Genomic DNA, 22994 nt, shown 5'->3' on the forward strand with positions numbered 1-22994 from the left:
TTTTATCATATTTCTAGCAAAACCAATCAAACTGGAGGAAATAGATCTTGGAATTTAACTCTAGTTTTTAAATGTAATGCTTTTTTCCTTTTCTTCGACAGGTCAAAGATTTTATAGATTATTATGGGGATCACAAAACTAACTGTACCAATATAAAAAGCGAGTTTATATGTGGGATCCTTGTTAAGTACTAGGAAAAACAAAGCGATAAACATAAGTACGATTGCAAGAATACCTGTATAAGGTGAATAAGGAGTTACATAGCGCAGATTTTCTGTAGTATATCCTGCTTGATATAACCTGCTTCTAAAGCGAATTTGGGATGTACATAAAGAAATCCAGGCAAGGGTGCCAGTAAAACCAGACACCAGGAGTAGGGCAATATAAAGTTTTGTTTGTCCAAAAAAATAACCTACACCTAAAAGGATCCAAATGGTTATTAATGTGGCAATAATGGCATTTTGAGGTACGGAGTTTTCATTAAATTTTGCAAAGGTATGGGGTGCCATTCCATCACGAGCTAAGGCGTTCAAAGCCCGTACTGTGCCGTAAAATCCAGAATTAGCGCAAGATAATGTTGCACTAAGGGTCACAAAGCTGGTTACTGCACCGGCCCATTTTAGATTGTAGAAGTTGAGCGCATCAGCAAATACTGAATTTGATAACCCCGCCTTTTGCCAAGGAAAGATTAATACCAAGCAAAATACTGGGATAATGTAGATAAAAAGAATTCTTAAAGTAACATTTCTGATCGCATGCGGAATCATTCTCGCCGGGTTTTCTGATTCTCCAGCAGCAAGACCAATAATTTCAGATCCTTGATAATTGACAAGCAAGAGAACCATCGCCGTTAACAATGGCATGGTTCCATTAGGGAGGAAACCTCCATCACCTATAATATACCTAGTTCCAATTATGCCATTGGACTCTGGGCCATGGATTAAGCCAAAGAAAATTAAAATTGCTAAAATAACAAAGCCAAATAAAGCTAAAATTTTAATTAAAGCTAGCCAAAACTCAATTTCACCGAAAGTATCTACTTTTGCAAGGTTAATGTAGGTAATCAGTAAACCAAAACAAATAGCCCATATATAGCCATTCACTCCGGTAAACATTTCCATAATTATTCCCCCCGCCACACATTCAGCAGGGATATAGGCTACCCAACTAATCCAATATGACCATCCTACACCACAAGCAACTGATGGAGATATAAAATCAGCGGTATAAGTAACGAACGAACCTGATATAGGAATAGCTACAGCAAGTTCACCCATACACAGCATAGTTAGGAAAATGATTAAACCGCCTAATATATAAGCTAAAAATACAGATGGACCAACCAAGTTTATAACCTCACCTGTACCTAAAAAATAGCCTGAGCCAATAATCCCACCTAATGCAATAAGCTGCACATGGCGATCTTTTAATCGGCGACTATAGCCACTGTCTTTAACGGTTTTTTCTGTTTCTACTGTACTATTTTTCACGAGCTGTTTATTTCTCACAGGTTGCCATGGTTTTGGGTGACGCTATGTTATATTCATCTGCAATAATTTAAAACTATTCTCAATTAAAAAAGCAGAAAAATATTTCTTATGTTACATTAATTTTTTCTTCTAATAATATAAAAGCTGGCTCAACGCATTATTATAAATCATTTTTTATCTATTTGAATATTTTTTTGCTAATTTGGTGAAATTTATTATGAACCAACGTCCGAGCATCCATAATTAGTATTCGTAAGAAGTCATTAAAAAAGTTCATTTTATTTTTCAATAAAAATTAATAACCAAACAACTTTATACTTGTTTTAGATAAGGACAAAATAATAACCATTATGAGCTGTTGCATCATCACTAAACTTAAGTATACTTTTCATACGCCGCTGTAGCTCAGTCGGTAGAGCAGTTGATTCGTAATCAAAAGGTCCGCAGTTCGATTCTGCGCAGCGGCATAGTAAAATCAATAGGTTACAGATCATAAGTTAAAAATTGTAAAAATTTGGTACCTGTTTTGGTACCAGATTTGAAATGTAATTGATAGACATTAATTGATATCAAAGTAACATTGGGTATTCTCTAAAATCTTGGCCACCCTTACATCCAATCACAACACTCTATGTCATACTCTATAATATAATGTTATTTCATTGTGATCTTTTATACATTTTCCAAATTTAGTAAAACAAGTCATTAATCAAATCAGGGTAGAGCTCAAATGTATCTTGAATCCAAGCAAATTGTATTCTCACCATCAGATCTCACACAGTTTATGGAGAGTCCTTTTGCTTCATGGATGGAACATCTCACAATCATACATCCGGATTTAATACCCTCCCCTGATGAAAGTGATGAGTTGCTGGATGTTTTGCATGACATGGGAAATCAACATGAGTCAGAAGTATTAGCTGAGTTTGAAACTAAAGGGTTAACAATTGCTAATTTGCGTAAGCGGTCTGATTCATACCAAGCCACTATTGATGCTATGAAAAATGGGGCAGATGTCATTTATCAGGCACATTTAGAATTGTTACCCTTTAAAGGGTATGCGGATTTTTTAATTAAGGTCCCAGGTAAAAGTATTTTTGGAGATTATTGCTATGAGATTTGGGATACCAAATTAGCAAAGTCAGTTAAAGCTTATTTTCTGGTGCAATTATGTTGTTATGCTGAAATGCTTGGAGTAATGCAGCAAAAGAGGGCTGAGCATATCACTATTATTCTAGGTAACAAGGAACAAAAACGATTTAGACTTAATGATTATTTTTATTTCTACCAGAATCTTAAACAAAAATTTTTATCTGAGCATCTACATTTTGAGCCAAATAAATGTCCAGATCCAGCCTCATCAAGAAGCTGGGGAAGATGGAGCACATATGCCGAAAGTCTGTTATTAAAAGCTGATCACCTGATACAGGTCGCTACCATTACTTCAGTACAAATCAAGAAATTGAATAAAGCTGGCATCAATACCATGACTGCTTTAGCCGAAGCAAATAGTAACAATGTAAAAGGCATGAAACCTGAATTATTTGAGCGACTAAAAGCTCAAGCCAAAGTCCAAAAAGAGAGTATTGGAAGAAAAATACCAGCTTACCAGTTAATCGATAATGATGATGGAAAAAAGCAGGGATTGGCTTTGCTACCCACACTATCCAAAAATGATATCTTTTTTGATATTGAAGGATTCCCTCTGGAAGACGGAGGTTTGGAGTATCTTTGGGGTGTGGCTTATTTTGACGATAATAACCAGCGTCAATATATGGATTTTTGGGCGCATGACAGAGATCAGGAAAAAGAGAGTTTCAGGGCATTTATTGAATGGACTTATCAACGATGGCAACAGGATCCATCTATGCACATATACCATTATGCCAGCTATGAAATTACAGCTTGTCGTAAACTAATGAGTAGGTATGGTGTATGTGAATACGAAGTTGACCAGTTGCTACGCAATGAAGGATTTGTGGATTTATATAAAATCGTAAAAGGTGCTTTGTTAATAGGCGAACCACGTTATTCGATTAAAAATGTTGAGCATTTATACCGTGCCAAACGAGATACAGAGGTAGGTTCTGGAGGGGATTCAGTCGTTGTCTACGAACGGTGGCGAGAAAATCCTGACGGTGATACCTGGCAGACCTCCAAGGTATTAAATGATATCCGTTCTTACAACATTGATGATTGTAATTCTACTCAAGAGTTAGTGGTCTGGTTACGAGACAAGCAGAAATCCAGCGGCATTTGCTTCCTTGGTAAAACAGAATTAGTTGAGCCTGAAATTAAAGAAGAAATTAATGAGGGTATTAAGCTTCGCAATAACTTGCTGGCACGAGTCTCGCAATTAAAAGATGAGGGTAAGGAACAATTATCTAAAATTAATACTGTGATGGCATGGTCAATCGAGTTTCATAGACGTGAATCAAAACCCGTGTTTTGGCGTCTGTTTGATCGATTAGGGTTAAGTAAAGAAGAATTATTAGATGATATTGATTGCCTGGCCTTTTGTCATAGAACTGAAAAACTACCTTATAAGCCAACCCCCAAAGCTCGTAATTTAGTTTATGAATATTCATTTGATCCAACTCAGGAATTCAAGGGTAATGCAAAAGATTACTATTTGTTAGGGAATGAGACTCCCGATGGTAAAAACATTAAAGCGGCTTATCATGCAGAAGGTAGCGATTTGGATCATGGGATTATTGCACTGCAGATAAAAGATGAGCCAGATAGCCCGATTACTTTGATTCCGAATGAATATATTAAGCCTGACCCAATACCTCAAGCAATTACAAAGCAGGCGGAAGCGTTTGCAAAAGGGGAGCTTGCGCAAACAGCTATAGTTGATTTTCTGGGTAAATCTATCCCCAGAATCAATGGACATAATTCAGGTCAGCCAATCGCTCCTAGCCATGATCCTAAACAACGATTGAATGAAATCATTCAGGCAGTTATGAATCTGAATAACAGTTATCTGACGATACAAGGACCACCAGGAGCTGGTAAGACATACACAGGTAAACATTTAATTGCTGAATTGATTAAACGAGGTAAGAAAGTAGGCATATCTTCTAATAGCCATAAAGCGATTAATAATTTATTGATTAGCACTGCTCAATACTGCCATAAAGAGGGAATTACGGGATATTTTGCTTGTGCAAGTAATACTGACCCAGCTATTGATGATTTGAAGATTAGTGTGCTGGAAAATAAAGATATTGCTGGCTTTTTGCAGGCTGGCTGTGTTGTAGGAACTACCGCTTGGGGTTTTTCCAGAGATGATCTTGAAAATGCCTTTGATTATCTGTTTATTGATGAAGCCGGACAAGTTAGTGTTGCCAATTTAATTGCTATGAGTCAATCAACCTCCAATATCATCTTAATGGGGGATCAGATGCAATTAGGTCAGCCTTCACAAGGAAGCCATCCAGAGGACAGTGGCTTATCGATTTTGGATTATCTGTTACATTCGACCCCAACTATACCTGATTCCATGGGTGTATTTTTGGGAACAACATACCGTATGCATTCGGCTGTAAACCACTTCATTAGCGAAGCTATATATGAGGGTAAATTGGAAACCGCCCCAGAGAATGACGAGCAATTGATAACTGTACCTGCAGGGTATCATGGTGTATTAAACAAGGAAGCTGGAATAATCACTGTACCCGTGATGCATGAAGGCAATACGCAAGCTAGTGACGAAGAAATTGAACAAATTGTTGTTTTGGCTCATGAATTGTTGGGAAGGACTTTTAATGCTAAAAACGGTCAACAAAGAATGATTGATTGGAAAGATATATTGTTTGTTGCTCCATATAATTATCAGGTCAATAAACTCAAAGCGGCTCTTGGCGATCAGGCTAGGGTAGGGAGTGTAGATAAATTCCAAGGGCAAGAAGCGCCTGTTGTGTTTCTAAGCATGTGCGCAAGCAGTGCTAACGAGTCTCCTCGCGGGTTAAATTTTCTTTTTGATAAAAATCGCATTAATGTTGCGGTATCAAGAGCACAATGTATGGCAATTGTGGTTTATTCTCCAGCGTTGCTGGATTCCGTACCAAATAACGTCGATCAAATCACTATGATGAATTTGTTTTGCCAATTAGTGAAAGAGTAACAATTTGTTTGATCTAAATACAAACAAAATACGAGATAAATAATCATTTTGTGGGTTTATATGGATCATAGTGTAAAAAAACACGCCTTAATATTATTGTTTTGGTGAAATAATAAAATTATAATCTGAATCTGTTATTCAAGGATATTAATAAGGAGATGTTATGAACGTATATTATTCTAATAGAATTGATGCCGATGAAGATAAGGATGAATATATGCCTTGGTAAATAAAGGAGATGCTTATATCTCCTTTGATAATTTTATATTGATATGAAATTAGTTTTAAACAATGATGTTCTTGCTGTAATTGATGACTTCTTAGAGCTATCAGCTTTTGAAAAAATTTGGAATTTTATTCAAACTGAAAAATTCAAGTTTGTTCACTCTTCTAAATGGGTAAATGCTTTTAGTCTTGAGGATGGATCTCCTTTATGGGGCAGCGTTACTATTTCTCATCCTAGGCCTGAAGCCTGCACAACAGAGCAAATTTACCCTACAAACACAACCATTGATTTATTTATAAATGAATTAATTGCAAGATCCCCTGAGTATTCTCATTTAATTGGTTTCAAAGACAGAGATTGGGATTTTTTCTATGCTAGACCTTATCTATATCCTAGAGGCTCAGGTCTTTCTTGGCATACTGATGGTAAGTACAAAATTTCAGGTGCCTATGTATATTACTGCCATCCCATTTGGGACATAAATTGGGGAGCTGAATTATTGATTAATCCTACACCTCAACTTGACTTCGATTATCCTGAAGTGACGTTAATCAATAATAAGAAGAAAAAGGTAGGATACCATCTTAATAGCTCTGAATTGAATAAGTATGCTGATGACGGAATTGGATATTATATTGTTCCCAAACCCAATAGATTGGTTATTTTTAAAAATAATATTCTGCACTGTATAAAAAAAGTAGAAAATGCGGCAGGAAATCATGTAAGGGCATCGATAACAGGTTTTTTTATGAGTAATGACAAAATACATGAAACGAAAGAGGCAGAAAAAGAACATTCAATCTGACAATTATTTGAATTAGTTTAGTCCCGCCAGATTATAGATAACTATCAATCTTAATATATATGATTGGAATTAATTAATGAATTTAGTGCATGAAATCACACCTACACTAGCTCAAGAAAAGGTAAATTTTGTTATTTTGGTACCCAATACTGATGAGGCAGTTTTATCTAACTTTATACTTAGAGTAGAGGATATTCCTTATAATGAACAACCTGGTCATTATCAATTTAAAAAATGGTCTGCTTGGTGTTCTGCTCATTTCTCTTCTTATTACTACTATATTAAGTATAAAAATGCTCTCTTAAGATGTAAGCAATTTTTGTATGACTTTGGACCATTATCAACATTAGATCACGCCGCTCTATACGATCATTGGGTTTGGGAAATGAAACCCTATGTATTGAATCAGGAAAATGTTTGTTGGATTGGCTATGACTATTCAAAATCGAAAACATTAACTTATTTATCCCATGGGACTAATATTGAACTCCGTCTACTTGAAGGTAACTTGAACGATGAAGAGTTCTTAGAACTTTGTAAATTTTTTTCTCCTCTTTCATCATCAAATGAAATCTTAAAAAAGAATTTTTTTGAACTATCCTATTGGTCTCGTTACAACAACTGCCTAGAGAATGCATGTATTAATAGAAATGAATATAAACCACCTTCAAGTATATGGAATTTAAGATGGCCATTACATAATATTCTTAGAAGCAGCAAACCGGATCTCAATATAAAGTATTTAAACCAGCTTAACTTAGATTTTAATCTGGATAGTCAAATTATTTATGGTAATGGAAATCAAATTGAAGAGATTCAATTTGTTATGTTTCCGAAAAATGGAAAGAAAAACCAAATTGCGTGGTTTCGTGTTTTTAATAAAGCCTCCTTTCCAATAAAGAAACCAGCACTTTCTAGATTGCCTAATATGAACTCATTTAGTGGATATAGTAATTTTAATTTAACAGTCCTAAATCCGAAGAGTGGTTTGATTTCGAGCAATATATATATTGCAAGTTTTAATAATTGTTATGGACCACATGATGCCCTTTGGTGGGATAATGAAAATGCTTATCTACTGCAACTGAGTGCTAGCACTAATAACTCTATAGAGTATTTGAAAGGAATTTTTGTTAACTTATAGAAGACAAATGATCAATAGATTTATGCATCTTTAGTATGGATATATTAAGCTAGCACCCAAAGCTACCAGGAATGCTCCAATCCACTGATATTGGGAAATCTTTTCACCAATAAAATAAGCAAATATTTGGGCAAATACCACTGAGGTATTACGAAGAGTAAGGGCTAGCCCAGCTTCAGCATGACGTAATCCAATTAAAAATAGTAAAAAAGATAATGCACTTATCATTCCGCCTATAGAAGTTATTTTCCAGTTGGATTTAAGTTGTTCTTTGAATATTTTCCTTTGTTTTTTCTTCATTAAAAGAAAAACACAGGGTAAAGCAATCCATAAAGCTGCAGAAAAGAGTGCAGCTGGGTTTGCACCATAGGCTAAAGACCGACCATAGCATAAATGATAACCAGCAATGCAGATGCCACATAGAACCGGAAATAATAATTGCCTTGATTGATCGGGGTTAAAAGTTTGGCTTGTAAGTATCAATCCAAAAAGAACAGAGGATACACCAATGGTATTAGATAAATTTATATTTTCACCAAGGAAGCATGCCGAAATAAACCAGACAATTACCATGGCGCTTCCTCGCATAATAATATAGGCTTTCCCAAGTGAAGACTGACTAAGACTGATAGCTAATGTGATTATGTAACCTCCTTCAAATAAACCAGAGGTTAGTGCCCATAAAAAGGAATCAGGTGTTTCAAACAATGGACCAGAGAAAAAAGGAATAAATAGAAGCGAAAATAGTGTTGCAAAACTCATAATTCCCAATACTTCGTAATAGGGTGTTGAATTGCGTTTGGCAAATGTATTCCATGCTGCATGGAGGATTGCGGATAAAATTATAAATACACCAGAACCCATTTCAGTTCATTTCGAGATAAATAATCGATTATTGTAACATTGGACCGACAGGCTATAACATAAATTTTTTAAAACCTAATAGAAGTTACAAAGTGATTTTAGAGCTTCAAGTTTTAAAAAAGATGCCCCAACGAGGGGCTTAATAGCTTGAAAAAATATATGCCTGTCTACCAAACTTTACCGAACAATAATCACTAATAAAAAGATCCCGTGCAAAAGCATCAAAATCAAAGTAGCAGATCAAACTATCCGGCATTTGATGGGCATAACAGTCATCAAATAACTGCCTGGCAAAATCAATCTCTGAATCATAACTACCCTGGTAATGTTCCTCCAACATAGTTTGTGCATCATCTACTGAATAATCACATAGAAGGGCTAAGCCTAGCTCTCCGTGTTCTTGAATAAATGAGGCATACTCCACAATATTGCTTATTCCTTCGTACTCATGGATTTTGATGCTGCCGAATCCTTCATAATCATGTATGGCGTATTCTTCAGCATTGGGTTCAGGGCTGTTATCCAACATTTCCCAGATTTCTTCCATGATGTCGTCTTCGCTTTGTGTGGCATCTATCCATACACCATGTAGAATGGCGTTGTTGTAAGAGGCTAAACAGGCGACGTAGATTGAAGGGGTGTCCATGAGATTATCTCCTTATGTAAATGGAGCAATCCCACACGGGAGCTTGCTCCCGTGGTAGGGTATGATTAAAACGGAATTTCTTCTGAATCCGGTTGCAACATTTCACGCATCTGAGCCATGTGTTGTTCTGCGGTTTTGTTACTGGATTCATCAGCTGATTTGGGTGGGCTGAGAAGCTGAATGTGGCTAACAATAATACTTAAAGCTTGACGCGCTTTGCCTTCATTATCAGTCCATTGATTGGAACGTAATTTACCTTCGAGGTAGACCTGCGAACCTTTCTTTAAATATTCAGCGACCTTTGTCAGCTTGCCAAAAAGCACCAGCTGATGCCATTCCACTCTGGTTTGCCATTCATCATTCTGTTTGAATGACTCATTAGTAGCCAAAGTGGCAGTGACAAAAGATTGTCCGTCTTTTCCGGCGATGCTTTTAGGATCAGCACCGAGATTACCTATTAATTGAACGCGATTTAAAGATGCGGTCATTTTATTCTCCTGTTATTGTTGGCGTGGATGGCATAACAGAAAAAGACCCGCATAGGCAGATGGTTTTCTGTTATGCGGATAAGGCTTTAATTACTTCAATTAACAAGCGATTCGTTGAGTATTGAACTGTTTGACAAAGGAGAGCAGTGATTCCAATTTGTTTAAACTTAGCTCTGCTTGCTGAATGTCATGGGTGTTAATTTGAAGTCGGTGGCGGCTTAAATCATTTACACAACAATTCAGCTCAAAGAGCAAATGTTCAATCTCAAGTTGTACTGGTTCCTGTTGTTGCATGGTATGCTCCTTAGGGGTAGGGAGGATTAGCCCCAAAAGGACTATTAATCCCAATTGGGTTATGCAAAAAAGATCACCGAAACATCGGTTGATTTACCTGGTTATTAATGATGACGTGCTTAAAGCACTCCTCGGGCGTAAAGCCTTAAAGATATCTCCTAATGGGTTTCCCTGCTAAACGCTTTGCCATGGAATTAGGGAACAAGATGGCATATCACAAGACCTAGGTTTCGTCAGAATTGCACTGACTCATCAGTTGTGTTGATTTCAGATTATCAAGCCAGTATGGGAAATCAAGAACTTTTTCCTGTTGATATTAAATGAACGTAATTGAATCATGATTAACTTTAATGTATTAGATATAAAATATTTATTCAGAGGAAATAATGAACCAACTTTACATATTAACTGGACCTCCAGGCAGCGGTAAAACATCAATTTTAGCTGAATTATCAAAGCGAGGTTTCCCCATTATTGATGAGCCTGCCAGGTTGGTTTTAGCACAGCAAAGGCTCATTGATGGAGATGGTGTTTATGACAAAAATCCCTTTTTGTTTAAAGAGTTGATGTTATCGCGGATGCTTTATGATTATGAGAGTGCTCCCAAACATGAGTTGGTATTTTTTGACAGAGGCCTTCCTGATCTGATTGCATATAGTAAATGCTTTAATTTAGATATCGGTTCTGAGCTAAAAGCTAGCCATGCTCATCGATATAATCCAACAGTGTTTTTTACTCCGGCATGGGAGAAGATTTATATCAACGATGCGGAGCGAAGACTTACTTTTGATGCGGCTCAGGTATTTGAAAATGACTTGAGACAGGCATATGCAGAACTGGGATATCAATTAATAGATATTCCTCTGTTGTCGGTTTCTGAGAGAGTGAATTTTATCTTGAATATTATTCAAAGTGTTTGAATAACAATTTATCATCCGGTTTTTTTTAATAATATCATGTTACGTATTACCTCCAACAAGGTCTCATTTTAACAAGGCCAATCGATACTTTCCAATTTCGTGAAAACCAAGGGCAAGGTATGCGCATATAGCGGAATTATCATTAGTGAACAAAATAGCTCTTTTAACTTGTTGTGTGGCTGCTTGCTTTAAACAGAGATACACGGCAACTCTGGCAAAACCTTTATTTCTTAAAGAGGGAGGGGTATAAACGGGACCGAGCTGTACAATATCAGGTAGATTGGCATTAAATCCACATAAGGAAACAGGAGTGTTATTTACAAACAAAACCCATCGATTTTGGCTAAGCTGTGTATCTTGAATTTCATCAATAATGGATTGTTCAAGTTTGGGGTTATTCGCATCGTCCCCAAGTGCTTCTATATGATAAGCGATAAGCCATTCTTTGATGACATCCATGTCACACTCTTGCATTGTTTTGAGTGTGTAGCTGTATGAATGAATAGCTTGAGGTATTGTCATTTTTTCAAGATTAAGGGAGAATAATTTTTCCTGATAATTAATAGCAAACAGTGCTGATTGTAAGCCCAGCTTTTCGATGACAAAATTGGCTTGAGAGTCTTCGCCCAGTATTCCAGCAATTGGTCTTGACCTTTTAAGTTTAAATTCATCTATTAATGATGATAATGCACAAAAATTTTCAGCTTGCATCATCACATTACCATTCCAATAATGAGCTATAACGCCATTAAGCTGTTTGTTCTCAAAGGAGCCATAATATTCTCCGTGAAATGGTGCATCTTGGTAGGTAATTCCCGAGTGGTATAGATTATTCCTAATGAACATGGTCGTTTCTTGATAATGATTGAGATAGGATGACAATTCATCTACATGCAATTCGTCTAGTTTTTTTATCGCAATCATTTTTTCCTCGGTATGATGAATATTTTTAATACACTTTTAAGACCTATGTTAAGATAGCCCACTATTGAATATTATTAAATATAAAATCTTAGAATATGATTACCTTAGAGCCTCATAATCCTGCATGGAAAGCTGCATTTGAAATTGAAAAGGAACAGCTATTACAATTGGGTATCAAGAATATAACCCAAATTGAACATATTGGCAGTACAGCTATACCTGGCATTTATGCAAAACCAGTGATTGATATTTTAATTGGTGTTAAGTGTTTGAGTGAATTTACTTCCGAAGATATCCAAAAAATTGAATCATTGGGTTATCGATATAACCAGGTTTTTGAAACAGTTTTTCCACATCGGCGTTATTTCCAAAAAGACAATGAACAGGGTGAGCGAACGCATCAGATTCATTTGGTTACTTATCCATCTTCCTGGTATGCGAAGCATCTGTTGTTTCGCGATTATTTGCGTCTTTACCCCAATATTGCCAAAGAATATGAAGCACTTAAGCTCAACTTGAGCAAAATCCATGACAATACGATTGATTATGCCAATGCCAAGAATGAATTTTGCCAGCTTATAGATAAGAAAGCCTTTTTACATTTTGGCTTTAATAAACCATTCATTGAAACCCCCCGCCTTATTGCATTTATTCCCCAAGTGGCTTTTCACGAAGACTATGCAATAATGCTTTCAAATCCTGAGTTTATTCAATGTTATGGTGTTTCATACAATGAGGATCAGGCTTTAAATCGTTTGGAATCGGATATGACGCATTACAACCAATATGGTTTTGCTCCCTGGATGTGGTATGACAAAGAAACCCACAACTACGTTGGGAGAGGGGGATTAAAGACTTTTATATTTGAGGGAAAAGAGGAAGATGAGTTAACTTATCAAATAGCTCAAAGCTATTGGGGAAAAGGTTTAGCATTTGAAATAGGGCAAGCATCCTTGGAGTATGCCGAAGAGCACTTGGATTTGGCTAGCACTATTTGTTTTACCGCATACAATAATTATCCATCATTGCGCGTTATGGAAAAATTAGGTTTTAAATTTGAGTTTGATTTTGAGCATGCAGGTATTACGCACAAGTTTCATAGAAAATCTACAATAAAGAAACTATAGAGGGCTTAATGGATAAAATAAAAATTGACACAAATTTAGTCCAAAAGCTCATTGCCGAGCAATTTCCACAATGGAAATCACTACCAATACAGCCAGTTGCGCAAAGTGGTTGGGATAATCGAACGTTTCACTTAGGTGAAGAAATGGTGATTCGTTTGCCTAGTGATAAGGAGTATGAGCCACAGATTAATAAAGAATATCGATGGCTGCCATGGCTCTCCAAACAGCTTTCATTCCAGATTACACAACCTATTGCATTAGGAAAACCATCACCAGCTTATCCTTGGCATTGGAGTATCAATCGTTGGATTAAAGGGGAGTCTGCTTCAAGAGAGAATATTCATGATGTAAAATGTTTTGCAGAAGAATTAGGGAAAAGTTTAAAAGAATTTCAATCTGTAGATGCTATAGATGGGCCTTTGGCTGGCGCACATAATTTTTATCGGGGCAGTTCATTAAAGGCATATGATCATGAAATGCAACTTTCAATTCCTAAAATTAAAAACGTCCATGAACAAAGAGCTGCAGAATCTTTATGGAAACAGGCGCTTTCTTCTGAATGGCGTTTAAAGCCAGTATGGGTTCACGGAGACATTGCTGTTGGAAATATTTTAGTTCGTAGCGGAAGACTATGCGCTATTATTGATTTCGGCCAGCTTGCTGTAGGTGATCCTGCGTGTGATTTGGTAATAGCATGGAATTTTTTTTCCAGCGAAGAACGAGAAGTATTTAAAAATGCAGTTCAAGTGGATAATGATACCTGGATACGAGCTTTAGGATGGGCATTTTGGAAAACCTTATGTTGGCCAATTAAAGGTACTGATGTAAGAAGGGTTTTGCATGAAATTTATTCGGATTATGATACGATTAAATAACCCTGTCGGAAGTATTCAGTATTTAAAATGTGGGTATACAAATACAAACCAATCTTTTATCCAAGCTATATGAGTTATTCAATTATGAACATGAATATTGAGAGCAGATTTCATTTTAAACCAGTGAATAAAACACAAGAAGACCTTGTTCTTGACTGGATTAGTCAGCCACATATTAATGAATGGCTTCATGGTGATGGTTTAAGTAATACAATAAAAGATATTCATGAATTTTTGAATGATGGAGAATCTTGGGCTACTCATTGGATAGCATATGATCAGGAAATCCCTTTCGCTTATTTAATTACTTCTGAAATAGAGAAATCAGAAGAATATCCTGATGGTGCGGTTACATTAGATTTATTTATTTGCAGGTTGGATTATATTGGGAAGGGATTATCAGTACAGATGATACATGAATTTATCCTAAGTCAATTTTCTGATTCTAAAATCGTACTTATCGATCCTGAAATTTCAAATGAGCGAGCGGTCCATGTTTATAAAAAGGCTGGATTTAATATCATTGGGGAGTTTATAGCTTCATGGCATCCCGTACCGCATTATAAAATGCAATTGTGTATTGATGACTTAAAAAAGCAAAGATTGTCAGCCTAAGTAGATTTTTGTAATACTCAATCTCGAATGCCCAAGGGACTGGCTAATAATTTCCCTTGCGGTTCTATCCCAATATTTTTCAAGGGGATTCAGTTCTTTATATATTCTGCCTCCTTGAATTGGACAAATAAGTCCATTGCCCGTTTTGTCATAGGATTTTGTAATTTCATGATATCTTCGTTGAGCATAAGCATGGCGAAGGCCATGGCATTTGCTTAAGCCCATTTTTTCTATTACTTCATGATACTGAGCTAGATGATTTTTATAAGTCTTTTCTTTAGGAATGAGCGATTGTCCAGCAGGAACTTGCTTTGTAGCATTGAGTAGCCATAGTCGTTGTTGCTCATTCGTTAGTTTAATATCACGTCCTATTCCACCTTTTGTCCAACTGGGCTTTATAACCAATTTATTTCCTTGCCAGGCATCGCTTAGTACAATCTTCATGGATTCTTCACGACGGAGACCAAAAAGGGATTGAGCTTCCAAGGATAAACGGATCATCGGGTCTGAGCATTTGGAAAAATCAACGTTGTTGATTGCTTTATTATATTGAGGAATGTAATTACGTTTATTGATTTGATAGCTGTCGTTGCCTTGTTTAACCAGTTCTGGATTGTTTAGCACTAAAGCTACTTTTCGTAATTTTGCCATGTAATTTTTTATTGTCGCAGGGTTTTTATTCTGGGCTTTCCAGAGATCAACCAGGATGTGAATGTGTTTTGGTTTTAATCCTTTTACGTGTGTGACCATGTAACCTAATTCGTGCAAGTCTTTAATGCATCGATTCAACATGTGTTTCATATCTGCTCGGCTGGCGTGGGAGTAGTTTTGGATTTTCTTAATACATTCATTGATTGAATACTGGGCATTTTTAAGTTTGGACTTACTCATTAAGATACCTCCATAATGAATCACGAGATTTGATGCCCATTTCGCTGTGAATAACCCAAAAGGCTTCGTATTTCCCCAACAGTGGTAAAAGATACTGAGCCATCTGTTTTGCGTAGAGATAGCGGTAGGCTTTGTTAATTGGTATGGCATGTTTTTTTAAAGTCTTTCGCCAGGCAATTTTGGTGTCTTCATAATCATTAAATTCAGCAATGGATTTACCGTGAGTCAGCTCTTTAATTTCATCGAGGATTGCTTTTTGCACTTCAAATCTGATAGGAATTGTTCTATCTAAGGAATTAAATGCAATGTTCCTGGTTATCCAGATGCTGTCATCTTGGATGTTAATTTCAGGTTTGATATAAATGGCCTCTTTAAAGGTCAGACCAAATTCTGTTTGTAATGCCATGATGAGACGTGGTATTGGATTGTCCCATGAGTGCCAGTGGTCGTGCTGGATTTTGAGTTTTCTTTTACGTTTCCTGTTGGTTTTACTAAGTTGTAAGGATTGATTGTCTATATTGGGAATAAGGCAATCAATGCTGGTTAGATAATGCCTGACTATAGTCATGTGATTCATAATCGTGCTGGCACGTATTTTACTCTTTTTCCAATGGGCTACCAGTTGATGAATATGGTGTGATTGGATTTTTTTCCAAGAGGAGGGTACCTCATCAATGGTATAGAGATCATCGATCATTTTACGAATGACATATGCCCGCTGTTTTTTGATTTTGTAACTGCCTTGATTGCCGAGCTTTAAATATTGATTGGCAGTTTGTCTTAAGCTGTATTTTCTCATCATCCCATCCGATAAAAATTTATTTGCCCTGTCTTTGGTTTAGTGTTGAACGAGCGGCTCACTCAAAGATGAAACCTGGCCAAAGCCATAAAGCTCGAAGTAGGGGGCAAATCAATCGTTATAAGGCAAACGATCTCGCCGATTTACAACAGTTTTTGAGTGCTTATTTTCTCCTTGTTTTAATGATTAATAAAAACGACAAGACAATGGCTCTTGTCATACAAGTCCATGGTCAAATTGAAATAAATTGACTTAAACTCCCGAGGGAGTTGCCCTGCCGGATGACAGAGATTCCTAGATGGTTTTCCCTACTGAACGTCCAGCCACGGGGTTAGGGAATGAAGTGGCCTAGCATAAGACGTCGGTTGACGTTTCGCCGGGGTTTCACCAGCTCATCAGTTGTGCTTGATTCCAAATTAGCAAAGCGGTGCTTGCTTCGCAAGGGGTTTTGGAAAGAATTTTGTCCAATCCCGATTGGCGGGATCGGACAAAATGCTGAAATGTGTTGATTTTACGCGGTAAAATCAAGGTGATTTTTCTGCGTCACTGCTGGGAAATTTACAGTGACGCAGAAATGCTATTTATCAAATTCAGTATCCTCTTCTAATGCTTCTTCAAGATTTATTTTGGTAAAATATTGTATTGCATAAATCACATTCACTAATAATGAAAAAAATAACCAAAAGAATAGTATTTTTCCAATTAATTTAATGCAAAAGTAAGGGATGTGTAAGCTATTAAATACTACTAGCAGTGTTAGTAGTATTGTACTTGTGAAACAGATGTAACCTAATAATAATGAGATAAATGATTTTCTGGAATGATTGATCTTTATTTTGTGCCCATTTTTATAGCAATGATAGATAACTGGTATTACTACTGAACTAAATAATTTATTACCCCATATTTTTTCAGATAGATGTTTTGATTTTAAGTTTGAAAAGCTAATCAACGCTGCAAATGAAAAAGCTGAAATAAAAGTCAGTACTGTATAACCAGAGTTTACAAGTTTATCCGTGTCGGATGTTCCAAAAATAGTCAATATGAGTGTCATCATCAAGGGAATAATAAAATGATAGGCTAATTTAGGATATCCTTCTGTATAAAATACATAATCAAGATATGGTTTAATCAAAAATTTTAAGCTTCTCATTGGTAAGTACCTCGTGGAGAACTTTTTGTACTACTTTCGGTATTACGTGGGTATAATTTACATCGATTACATTTTCATCAAATTCTAATATTTCCTTATGGAAAAAATATTCTTGTAATATCCCTTCTGGTGTCGTTTGATTGGAAAGTTCATATTCATTAGTTTTTGTTGTACCCGATAGATCTACTGTGACTTTTAGTCGATCATACTCTAACTTCTTTGTTCTCACCACTGTAGCTAAACCTTTTAACTGTTCATCTGGGGTGAGGTCTATTTTCTTTGGTGGAGTTAAAACAAGTTCACTTTTTCCTGTATATACAAAGGGTGATTCATCTTGATTTTGGTTTACAGGATGATTTCGTGTGAGTTTTATACCTATAACTTTACCGGATTTTAAAATTTCTTCGAGAGTTTCACCTTTTAATGCTAGTACTTCTACCTGGGGATGTACTGATATTTTTCGTTCATCTCTTTGATACTCAGTAGTCCAATCTCTTAAGATGGCATTTAATCCTTTTTGGATTTGATTCGGGTATATGTATGGGCGAGCTTCTAATGCTACAAAAAGATGAGATGATTTTGTTATTTTACTTCCAATAACTTTCATGATTATGTGAGAAACTAGGCGGACTCCTTCATAATCCTGTTGTTCAATTTTTCGCTCTGAATTTGTATTGAAATTATACAAATCATTTGCGTGTATATTTCTATTTGCATAGAAGAAAAGGCAAGCTGAGACTGTTTTTTGCTCATCGATAAACTGAAAATCATTAAATTTAATAAGAACGTTTTCTAGTGAATGAGTTAATTGAGTTGAATTTAAGTAATTTAAAAGATTTTCGATAGTGTATTTTTTTTTAAAATCAATATCATTTTTTAGCAACGAATCAAAAAATGTACGCTTATTTCGTTTTTTTTCCTCATCTGTAAGTTCGGGATCATTTTGAACAAAACGACCTGTTAAAGACAATTTAAGTTCAAAAATGTAAAATTGCGTTTCGTTATTTTTAAGCCCCATTGCTCATCTCCCGATAGGCCTTTTTTTAATCCATGAATGTCAAATTTGAGACATATAAACAATTTTCTGATTATAGCATTAAATACAATGTCATGTTACGTTGGGGGAGATTTGCACGTATGTGAGTCTAATATGAAAGGGATTCTAATTTCCAAACTTCATTTCCATTTACCAGAATATATGCCTGTCCTTTAGGCAAAGAGATAATATCATCGACCCAATCATAGGCACTAAAAAAGTCTGAACCCGATCCTCCTTAGTCGTATTAAAATATACTCCTTCACAAAAATAAATATTTATTGCTCACTTGGTTGAAAATAATGACTCTAATAATGGCTTTAGAAACGCTTCTTCTGATCTAATATATTTTATACACGGGATCATTTTTTCTTCGATAATTTCACGACCTTTTCGTATTTCAGCCTCATCAGTAGAAACCTCGCCTAACATACGATGTATGTTAAATTCAGTCCATGCCAATACACAATGCCCTAGCCACCCCATGAATGCTTGATGAGAAGATGTTACCCATGTTTTAGAAATATGTTGATTGTATGTGGTGATTAGTTTCTGCAAGAAAGGAACATTTGCCTTTTGATATAAAATAATACCACTCCATTCCAACCCATATCCGATTATTTCCAGCATAGGATTCATCAAACCGGCACTTTCCCAGTCAATAATATGTGGTTTATTTTGATTATCCCAAAGCACATTTTGAATGTGCATGTCTCTATGTGTAATAACAGATTCTTGTTTTAGAGCTGGGATTGCCTGAAAATAGGCTTGATTCCAATCTGAAATTACTGGCAATAGCGCCATCAAATCAGAGTGTTTGGAGCGCTCAATAAGTTTTACCCAATGCGGGTCTTCAAAATAATCGTACTGAGCTTCATCTATTTCAGCGTGATGAATATCTGCGGTATGAATTAACGAGTACAACTCGCCGATCGAACGAGCATGCTCAAGCGTTAACTTATACTCATCAAGTAAATGACCGTCGATATATGGATAGATTATGTAATGATCTTTAGCGATGTTAGTAACATACTCATCATTAAAAGATAAAGCATTCACCGCAGGTATTGCATTTTTAGCCATTTTATTGGCAATCTGTTCGGAGCACTCATACGACTTTTTAAAATGACTTTTATCGGTAATATGCGGATTTAATCGTTTAATTGCAAAGATACCTTTGCTTGTTTCTATTTTAATCATGGTATGTAAAGCACCGCCTTTAAGTAATTCAGGCTGTGTTTTTAACTCACCAAGTTGTAGCTTATCTACCAATGGTTGCATATTCATACTATTCTTCAATCAGGTTGATACAATTTGTTATCAAGTTGGTGACTTTATCAATCGAAAAATTGGGGCAATATCGAGGATACTTTCTATTCAAACCACCGGAATTTTTTTCTAATAATTGCAGGTTATATTGGAGCATATCCACTATATCAAATTTGTCCTTATCCCACTTGTTTTCTTGATGAACGCCAAAACCACCATCAAAAAGCAACCCGTTTGGTAATCTAATTAATACATGCCAACATTCATCAGAATTTTTTACCATGATAAAGGCAATATTTACTTTTTCAGTAAATTTTTGATTCCAAATTGTATAAAAAACATTAGCAAAAGGTCCACATGGGCCTGAGTTTATTGCCGGTTCCCCAAAATTTTCACCAGCAATTTTGACAAAGCCATATAGGTTATTTATTTGTTCTGATAGTTCATTTAACAGAATTAAAGTTTTATTTTCGTCCATATGATAATTCATGGCAATAGCCCAATTAAACGCATAGGCGCTTCGGTCGCTTGTCTAACTTTCAGTGGGAAGGCCATGACAAAACTACCTATAGATGGTAATTGCTCACTAATTGCAATGTTTTCCACGATGTATCGTCCTGAACCTAACAAGATGCGATGCACAGGATAACCATCATCTGGTCTATCAGGCGATAAGGTATCTATACCTAAACCCATAATATCCCGTGATACCAGCAAAGTGGCTGTTTCAGCCGAGATAGAGGGAAACTTATGGTTGTTACGATATTGAGTGGGGTTGTCCCAGAAGCGTGACCAGCCCGTTTTGATGATGACAAATGAATCAGGAGGAATAAGGTCATGTGTTTTTTCAAAATCAGCGATATCTTGGGGTGTCAGGCTGTAAAGTTCATGTGCCTTTTGGGATACATCAATAACTACACAAGGAGCGACTAATTGATCCAGCGGGATTTGATCTATAGAGAGGCCATTAGGGCAGCAGTGCGAGGGGGCATCCATATGCGTTCCCATTCCGGCTGGCATCGTGAAATGTTGTACGCGAAATGGAGTTTCACTAGTACAGTCCGCGTAATCCAATACTATTGATGACGTAAAACCACAGTTTTTTTCCCAGGCAGGACTGTTTGCATCTAAAGTATGGGTTAATTCGACGAGCTGAAATGGAAATTTCATTTGGTCATTTCACCTTTTTAGTAAACCATAATATCAAATCATCATCCAAACAAACCATTTTTCCTGGATCAACTGGTTTATAGTCATAAGTGACCCCCAGTCCATCAGGAATATAGCCGCGTTTGATGTAAAGCCGTTGCGCTTGTCCATATCCCCCATCTTGTCCGCCATATAAACCAACGCCAAGACCTACACGATCATGCTGACTTGCTGCTTTTTCTTCAGCGGTTGTTAGTAAAGTAGTTCCTATTCCAAATTTGCGAAAAGAAGGCAATACATTTAAGTCCATAATTTCTGGGATTTGTTTATGAGCAAGGGGTTCATAGAGTGATGTCCACTTTAAAGTAACATAGCCGGAAATTTGGTCTTTAAAATAGGCCAACCACACCATTCGCTCAGCGTCTTGCTGTTCTTGGTAATACTTTTCAAATAATGAGGCCGGCTTTTGCCAATTTGCTTTTTGAAAAGCATCGACCAGGCAGGGTATATCGGATAACTCCAGTGCTTTAATAACAATTGCTTGTTGGTTTATTGCTAGAGGTTCAAGCTGTTTCATCATATACGCCATATTCCACTCATATCCGGCGGGTTTTAAATCAAAAAGAGCTTTAAAACCAACCGATTGGTAGAACAGATACGTTTTAAGATAATTCTCTTCTGATTCAGAAGGGCTTAGCGTTTCAACAGTTATAGTTTTAGCATCTTGTGTTATAGCAAAATGACAAGCTTCATCTATTAATTGTTTTCCAACACCTTGACGGTGAAAATCACGTCTCACGGCCATCCAATAAATATTGGCATTATTAGGATAAGGAAAATCAATTGAAATGAGACCAATATAGTTATCATCCTTTTTCGCAGCGAAATTTATACGTTTTGTAACACCTATAGCGTAATGCTCATTTGCTTCGGGTAATCCGAAGTACTCCGGTAACTCCGCTGTAATTTTTTGACACAAGGCTTTAGCTAGTTCACCCGTTATTTTTTCAATTTGAATCATAGCATTTTCCCTGCCGCACTGTTTATGAGCATTCCATTCAGATGATTTGATGGATACGGAGTTGATTTATCTTTCTGAATTTCTTTATAAAATGTATGCATTTTTTCTGCAATAGGGGCATTTTTAGAAAGGATTTCATTTATTTTATCGGGCAATTTAATTGAAAGTTTATTTGCTAAGTAATCACTTAAAGTCTTGTCCCAATGTTCCTTTCCCGCATAAGTTGTTAGGACACCATGTAGCAAATTGACTGAATAACTACATCTATCATAATGTTCATGGTCTTTTACAAAATTATGTTCGGTCATTGATAAGTCGAATTGCTTTGATAGTGCCAAACCAAAATCACTGAGGTAAATGTCATCTTCATCAGCTAAAATGTTATGAAAATGAGCATCCATATGAAGAAAACCATTTTCATGCATAAATTTTAAAACTGTTTCAAAAGATTTATTCACTCTTTTTAAGTGGTTGATTGAGTCTAATTCAGCAATGCTTGATGACAAAACTTCTTTTAAATATTGGTGTAAATTTTTCGGGAAATGCTCAAGAAATAATAAAACACTAGCGCTCGAACTATTCAGACCATGCACACGCTCTTTGATACTTTCGTTGTTTTCCCAATAAGCAAAATATTTTTCTGTAGATTCCCAATAGGAAAGATCTGTTTTACTTGAAGAGTTAGGGATAATGCGCCAGCTATACAGAATTGGAAAATTGGGGCACTTACCACTGATCACCCAGTTGGTTGTCATGATGTGTGCTGCAAGCTCACGCCAAGCGCTAAAACCAGCTGAGCCAATACCATATTGATAGCACATTGGTAATTTAAAAATATTAGCCGTTGACATGAAGTTATCTGGCTTGAGTTCAAGTTCAGTAATTGGAACCCTTTTTACAAAAACCGGGATATTTTCTATATCTATTCGAACAGAAGTTCCTCCAATACCAGCATGCACCTCTTTCCCGGTTGACAGGACTTGTTGTAATTGTTGATTGCTCATACACGCTAATGTGTTAGAGACAATAGTATATTTTTCAGTTCGCTTTGATTCAGTATTCATTCTTATGCGTTTCTGGTTATACCCTTAGAACTAAATCTTCATTAGGTGATTGGAATATAATGCTT

General features: G+C 36.2%; 23 protein-coding genes and 1 tRNA gene. 9 read left to right on the forward strand and 15 right to left on the reverse strand.

Annotated elements, in window-relative coordinates; genetic code table 11:
* Positions 1-26: 26 nt before the first annotated feature.
* Positions 27-1490, reverse strand: a complete 1464-nt coding sequence (locus EL220_RS04640) for an amino acid permease (RefSeq protein ID WP_027270655.1) — start codon at positions 1488-1490, stop codon at positions 27-29.
* Between the two features lie 394 nt (positions 1491-1884).
* Between EL220_RS04640 and EL220_RS04645 the strand changes: the two genes are divergently transcribed.
* From EL220_RS04645 to EL220_RS04660, 4 genes are all read left to right on the forward strand, one after another.
* Positions 1885-1957 (forward strand) — tRNA-Thr (locus EL220_RS04645).
* Positions 1958-2220: 263 nt separating this feature from the next.
* Positions 2221-5619, forward strand: coding sequence for a TM0106 family RecB-like putative nuclease (locus EL220_RS04650; RefSeq protein ID WP_027270656.1), 3399 nt, complete (start codon positions 2221-2223; stop codon positions 5617-5619).
* Positions 5620-5891: 272 nt separating this feature from the next.
* Entirely contained in the window at positions 5892-6650 is a 759-nt protein-coding gene (locus tag EL220_RS04655; protein ID WP_027270657.1) for a 2OG-Fe(II) oxygenase, read from the forward strand.
* A 76-nt stretch (positions 6651-6726) separates the two neighbouring features.
* Positions 6727-7794, forward strand: coding sequence for a hypothetical protein (locus tag EL220_RS04660; RefSeq protein ID WP_027270658.1), 1068 nt, complete (start codon positions 6727-6729; stop codon positions 7792-7794).
* Between the two features lie 30 nt (positions 7795-7824).
* On the opposite strand, the gene EL220_RS04665 is transcribed toward EL220_RS04660, so the two are convergent.
* The 4 genes from EL220_RS04665 to EL220_RS04685 form a co-directional block, all read right to left on the reverse strand.
* Positions 7825-8658: an EamA family transporter gene (locus EL220_RS04665; protein ID WP_027270659.1), complete on the reverse strand. Its 834-nt coding sequence runs from the start codon at positions 8656-8658 to the stop codon at positions 7825-7827.
* A gap of 139 nt (positions 8659-8797) precedes the next feature.
* The gene (locus tag EL220_RS04670) at positions 8798-9304 is read right to left on the reverse strand and encodes an antirestriction protein ArdA (protein ID WP_027270660.1); all 507 of its coding nucleotides are present in this window, start codon (positions 9302-9304) and stop codon (positions 8798-8800) included.
* A 65-nt stretch (positions 9305-9369) separates the two neighbouring features.
* Positions 9370-9792: a single-stranded DNA-binding protein gene (locus tag EL220_RS04675; protein ID WP_027270661.1), complete on the reverse strand. Its 423-nt coding sequence runs from the start codon at positions 9790-9792 to the stop codon at positions 9370-9372.
* 99 nt (positions 9793-9891) lie between these two features.
* Positions 9892-10086 (reverse strand): hypothetical protein, encoded by a 195-nt coding sequence (locus EL220_RS04685; RefSeq protein WP_027270662.1) that lies wholly within the window; start codon positions 10084-10086, stop codon positions 9892-9894.
* 386 nt (positions 10087-10472) lie between these two features.
* On the opposite strand from EL220_RS04685, the gene EL220_RS04690 reads away from it, so the two are divergent.
* Positions 10473-11006, forward strand: a complete 534-nt coding sequence (locus EL220_RS04690; protein WP_035905921.1) for an AAA family ATPase — start codon at positions 10473-10475, stop codon at positions 11004-11006.
* 63 nt (positions 11007-11069) lie between these two features.
* Here the strand turns inward: EL220_RS04690 and EL220_RS04695 are convergent, their stop codons facing one another.
* Positions 11070-11930 carry a GNAT family N-acetyltransferase gene (locus EL220_RS04695; protein ID WP_027270664.1) on the reverse strand — a complete coding sequence of 287 codons (861 nt, stop codon included), beginning with the start codon at positions 11928-11930 and terminating at the stop codon, positions 11070-11072.
* A gap of 95 nt (positions 11931-12025) precedes the next feature.
* Between EL220_RS04695 and EL220_RS04700 the strand changes: the two genes are divergently transcribed.
* The 3 genes from EL220_RS04700 (at position 12026) to EL220_RS04710 (ending at position 14547) form a co-directional block, all read left to right on the forward strand.
* Positions 12026-13057 carry a bifunctional GrpB family protein/GNAT family N-acetyltransferase gene (locus tag EL220_RS04700; RefSeq protein ID WP_027270665.1) on the forward strand — a complete coding sequence of 344 codons (1032 nt, stop codon included), beginning with the start codon at positions 12026-12028 and terminating at the stop codon, positions 13055-13057.
* A gap of 8 nt (positions 13058-13065) precedes the next feature.
* Positions 13066-13932 carry an aminoglycoside phosphotransferase family protein gene (locus EL220_RS04705; RefSeq protein WP_027270666.1) on the forward strand — a complete coding sequence of 289 codons (867 nt, stop codon included), beginning with the start codon at positions 13066-13068 and terminating at the stop codon, positions 13930-13932.
* 84 nt (positions 13933-14016) lie between these two features.
* Positions 14017-14547, forward strand: coding sequence for a GNAT family N-acetyltransferase (locus EL220_RS04710; RefSeq protein WP_027270667.1), 531 nt, complete (start codon positions 14017-14019; stop codon positions 14545-14547).
* Here the strand turns inward: EL220_RS04710 and EL220_RS04715 are convergent.
* Together EL220_RS04715 and EL220_RS04720 are read right to left on the reverse strand one after the other, a co-directional pair.
* Positions 14539-15438 (reverse strand): phage integrase N-terminal domain-containing protein, encoded by a 900-nt coding sequence (locus EL220_RS04715; protein WP_027270668.1) that lies wholly within the window; start codon positions 15436-15438, stop codon positions 14539-14541. The two genes, EL220_RS04710 and EL220_RS04715, sit on opposite strands and share 9 nt — an antisense overlap.
* Entirely contained in the window at positions 15431-16237 is an 807-nt protein-coding gene (locus EL220_RS04720) for a phage integrase N-terminal domain-containing protein (RefSeq protein WP_027270669.1), read from the reverse strand. The genes EL220_RS04715 and EL220_RS04720 overlap by 8 nt, the downstream gene beginning before the upstream one ends.
* A 68-nt stretch (positions 16238-16305) precedes the next feature.
* On the opposite strand from EL220_RS04720, the gene EL220_RS04725 reads away from it, so the two are divergent.
* Complete coding sequence (locus EL220_RS04725) at positions 16306-16488, forward strand: hypothetical protein (RefSeq protein ID WP_027270670.1); 183 nt, start codon at positions 16306-16308, stop codon at positions 16486-16488.
* A gap of 326 nt (positions 16489-16814) precedes the next feature.
* Here the strand turns inward: EL220_RS04725 and EL220_RS04735 are convergent, their stop codons facing one another.
* The 7 genes from EL220_RS04735 to EL220_RS04765 form a co-directional block, all read right to left on the reverse strand.
* Positions 16815-17390, reverse strand: coding sequence for a hypothetical protein (locus EL220_RS04735; protein ID WP_027270671.1), 576 nt, complete (start codon positions 17388-17390; stop codon positions 16815-16817).
* On the reverse strand, positions 17365-18408 hold the full coding sequence (locus EL220_RS04740; protein WP_027270672.1) for a hypothetical protein: 1044 nt from the start codon (positions 18406-18408) through the stop codon (positions 17365-17367). Before EL220_RS04740 ends, EL220_RS04735 begins: the two co-directional genes overlap by 26 nt.
* A 303-nt stretch (positions 18409-18711) precedes the next feature.
* Complete coding sequence (locus EL220_RS04745) at positions 18712-19713, reverse strand: phosphotransferase (RefSeq protein WP_027270673.1); 1002 nt, start codon at positions 19711-19713, stop codon at positions 18712-18714.
* Position 19714: 1 nt separating this feature from the next.
* On the reverse strand, positions 19715-20173 hold the full coding sequence (locus tag EL220_RS04750) for a hypothetical protein (protein ID WP_035905939.1): 459 nt from the start codon (positions 20171-20173) through the stop codon (positions 19715-19717).
* An 8-nt stretch (positions 20174-20181) separates the two neighbouring features.
* Positions 20182-20865 (reverse strand): cyclase family protein, encoded by a 684-nt coding sequence (locus tag EL220_RS04755; RefSeq protein ID WP_027270675.1) that lies wholly within the window; start codon positions 20863-20865, stop codon positions 20182-20184.
* A 4-nt stretch (positions 20866-20869) separates the two neighbouring features.
* Positions 20870-21865, reverse strand: a complete 996-nt coding sequence (locus EL220_RS04760; RefSeq protein WP_027270676.1) for a GNAT family N-acetyltransferase — start codon at positions 21863-21865, stop codon at positions 20870-20872.
* The gene (locus tag EL220_RS04765) at positions 21862-22929 is read right to left on the reverse strand and encodes a hypothetical protein (protein WP_027270677.1); all 1068 of its coding nucleotides are present in this window, start codon (positions 22927-22929) and stop codon (positions 21862-21864) included. The genes EL220_RS04760 and EL220_RS04765 overlap by 4 nt, the downstream gene beginning before the upstream one ends.
* Positions 22930-22994 lie beyond the last annotated feature (65 nt).

It is taken from the genome of Legionella sainthelensi, assembly GCF_900637685.1.
GTDB lineage: Bacteria > Pseudomonadota > Gammaproteobacteria > Legionellales > Legionellaceae > Legionella > Legionella sainthelensi.

Excerpts from the sequence above, each read along its gene's own strand:
- EL220_RS04650 (WP_027270656.1), top strand. The coding sequence starts at position 2,221 with ATGTATCTTGAATCCAAGCAAATTGTATTCTCACCATCAGATCTCACA.
- EL220_RS04655 (WP_027270657.1), top strand. The coding sequence starts at position 5,892 with ATGAAATTAGTTTTAAACAATGATGTTCTTGCTGTAATTGATGACTTC.
- EL220_RS04660 (WP_027270658.1), top strand. The coding sequence starts at position 6,727 with ATGAATTTAGTGCATGAAATCACACCTACACTAGCTCAAGAAAAGGTA.
- EL220_RS04665 (WP_027270659.1), bottom strand. The coding sequence starts at position 8,658 with ATGGGTTCTGGTGTATTTATAATTTTATCCGCAATCCTCCATGCAGCA.
- EL220_RS04670 (WP_027270660.1), bottom strand. The coding sequence starts at position 9,304 with ATGGACACCCCTTCAATCTACGTCGCCTGTTTAGCCTCTTACAACAAC.
- EL220_RS04675 (WP_027270661.1), bottom strand. The coding sequence starts at position 9,792 with ATGACCGCATCTTTAAATCGCGTTCAATTAATAGGTAATCTCGGTGCT.
- EL220_RS04685 (WP_027270662.1), bottom strand. The coding sequence starts at position 10,086 with ATGCAACAACAGGAACCAGTACAACTTGAGATTGAACATTTGCTCTTT.
- EL220_RS04690 (WP_035905921.1), top strand. The coding sequence starts at position 10,473 with ATGAACCAACTTTACATATTAACTGGACCTCCAGGCAGCGGTAAAACA.
- EL220_RS04695 (WP_027270664.1), bottom strand. The coding sequence starts at position 11,930 with ATGATTGCGATAAAAAAACTAGACGAATTGCATGTAGATGAATTGTCA.
- EL220_RS04700 (WP_027270665.1), top strand. The coding sequence starts at position 12,026 with ATGATTACCTTAGAGCCTCATAATCCTGCATGGAAAGCTGCATTTGAA.
- EL220_RS04705 (WP_027270666.1), top strand. The coding sequence starts at position 13,066 with ATGGATAAAATAAAAATTGACACAAATTTAGTCCAAAAGCTCATTGCC.
- EL220_RS04710 (WP_027270667.1), top strand. The coding sequence starts at position 14,017 with ATGAACATGAATATTGAGAGCAGATTTCATTTTAAACCAGTGAATAAA.
- EL220_RS04715 (WP_027270668.1), bottom strand. The coding sequence starts at position 15,438 with ATGAGTAAGTCCAAACTTAAAAATGCCCAGTATTCAATCAATGAATGT.
- EL220_RS04720 (WP_027270669.1), bottom strand. The coding sequence starts at position 16,237 with ATGAGAAAATACAGCTTAAGACAAACTGCCAATCAATATTTAAAGCTC.
- EL220_RS04725 (WP_027270670.1), top strand. The coding sequence starts at position 16,306 with ATGAAACCTGGCCAAAGCCATAAAGCTCGAAGTAGGGGGCAAATCAAT.
- EL220_RS04735 (WP_027270671.1), bottom strand. The coding sequence starts at position 17,390 with ATGAGAAGCTTAAAATTTTTGATTAAACCATATCTTGATTATGTATTT.
- EL220_RS04740 (WP_027270672.1), bottom strand. The coding sequence starts at position 18,408 with ATGGGGCTTAAAAATAACGAAACGCAATTTTACATTTTTGAACTTAAA.
- EL220_RS04745 (WP_027270673.1), bottom strand. The coding sequence starts at position 19,713 with ATGAATATGCAACCATTGGTAGATAAGCTACAACTTGGTGAGTTAAAA.
- EL220_RS04750 (WP_035905939.1), bottom strand. The coding sequence starts at position 20,173 with ATGGACGAAAATAAAACTTTAATTCTGTTAAATGAACTATCAGAACAA.
- EL220_RS04755 (WP_027270675.1), bottom strand. The coding sequence starts at position 20,865 with ATGAAATTTCCATTTCAGCTCGTCGAATTAACCCATACTTTAGATGCA.
- EL220_RS04760 (WP_027270676.1), bottom strand. The coding sequence starts at position 21,865 with ATGATTCAAATTGAAAAAATAACGGGTGAACTAGCTAAAGCCTTGTGT.
- EL220_RS04765 (WP_027270677.1), bottom strand. The coding sequence starts at position 22,929 with ATGAATACTGAATCAAAGCGAACTGAAAAATATACTATTGTCTCTAAC.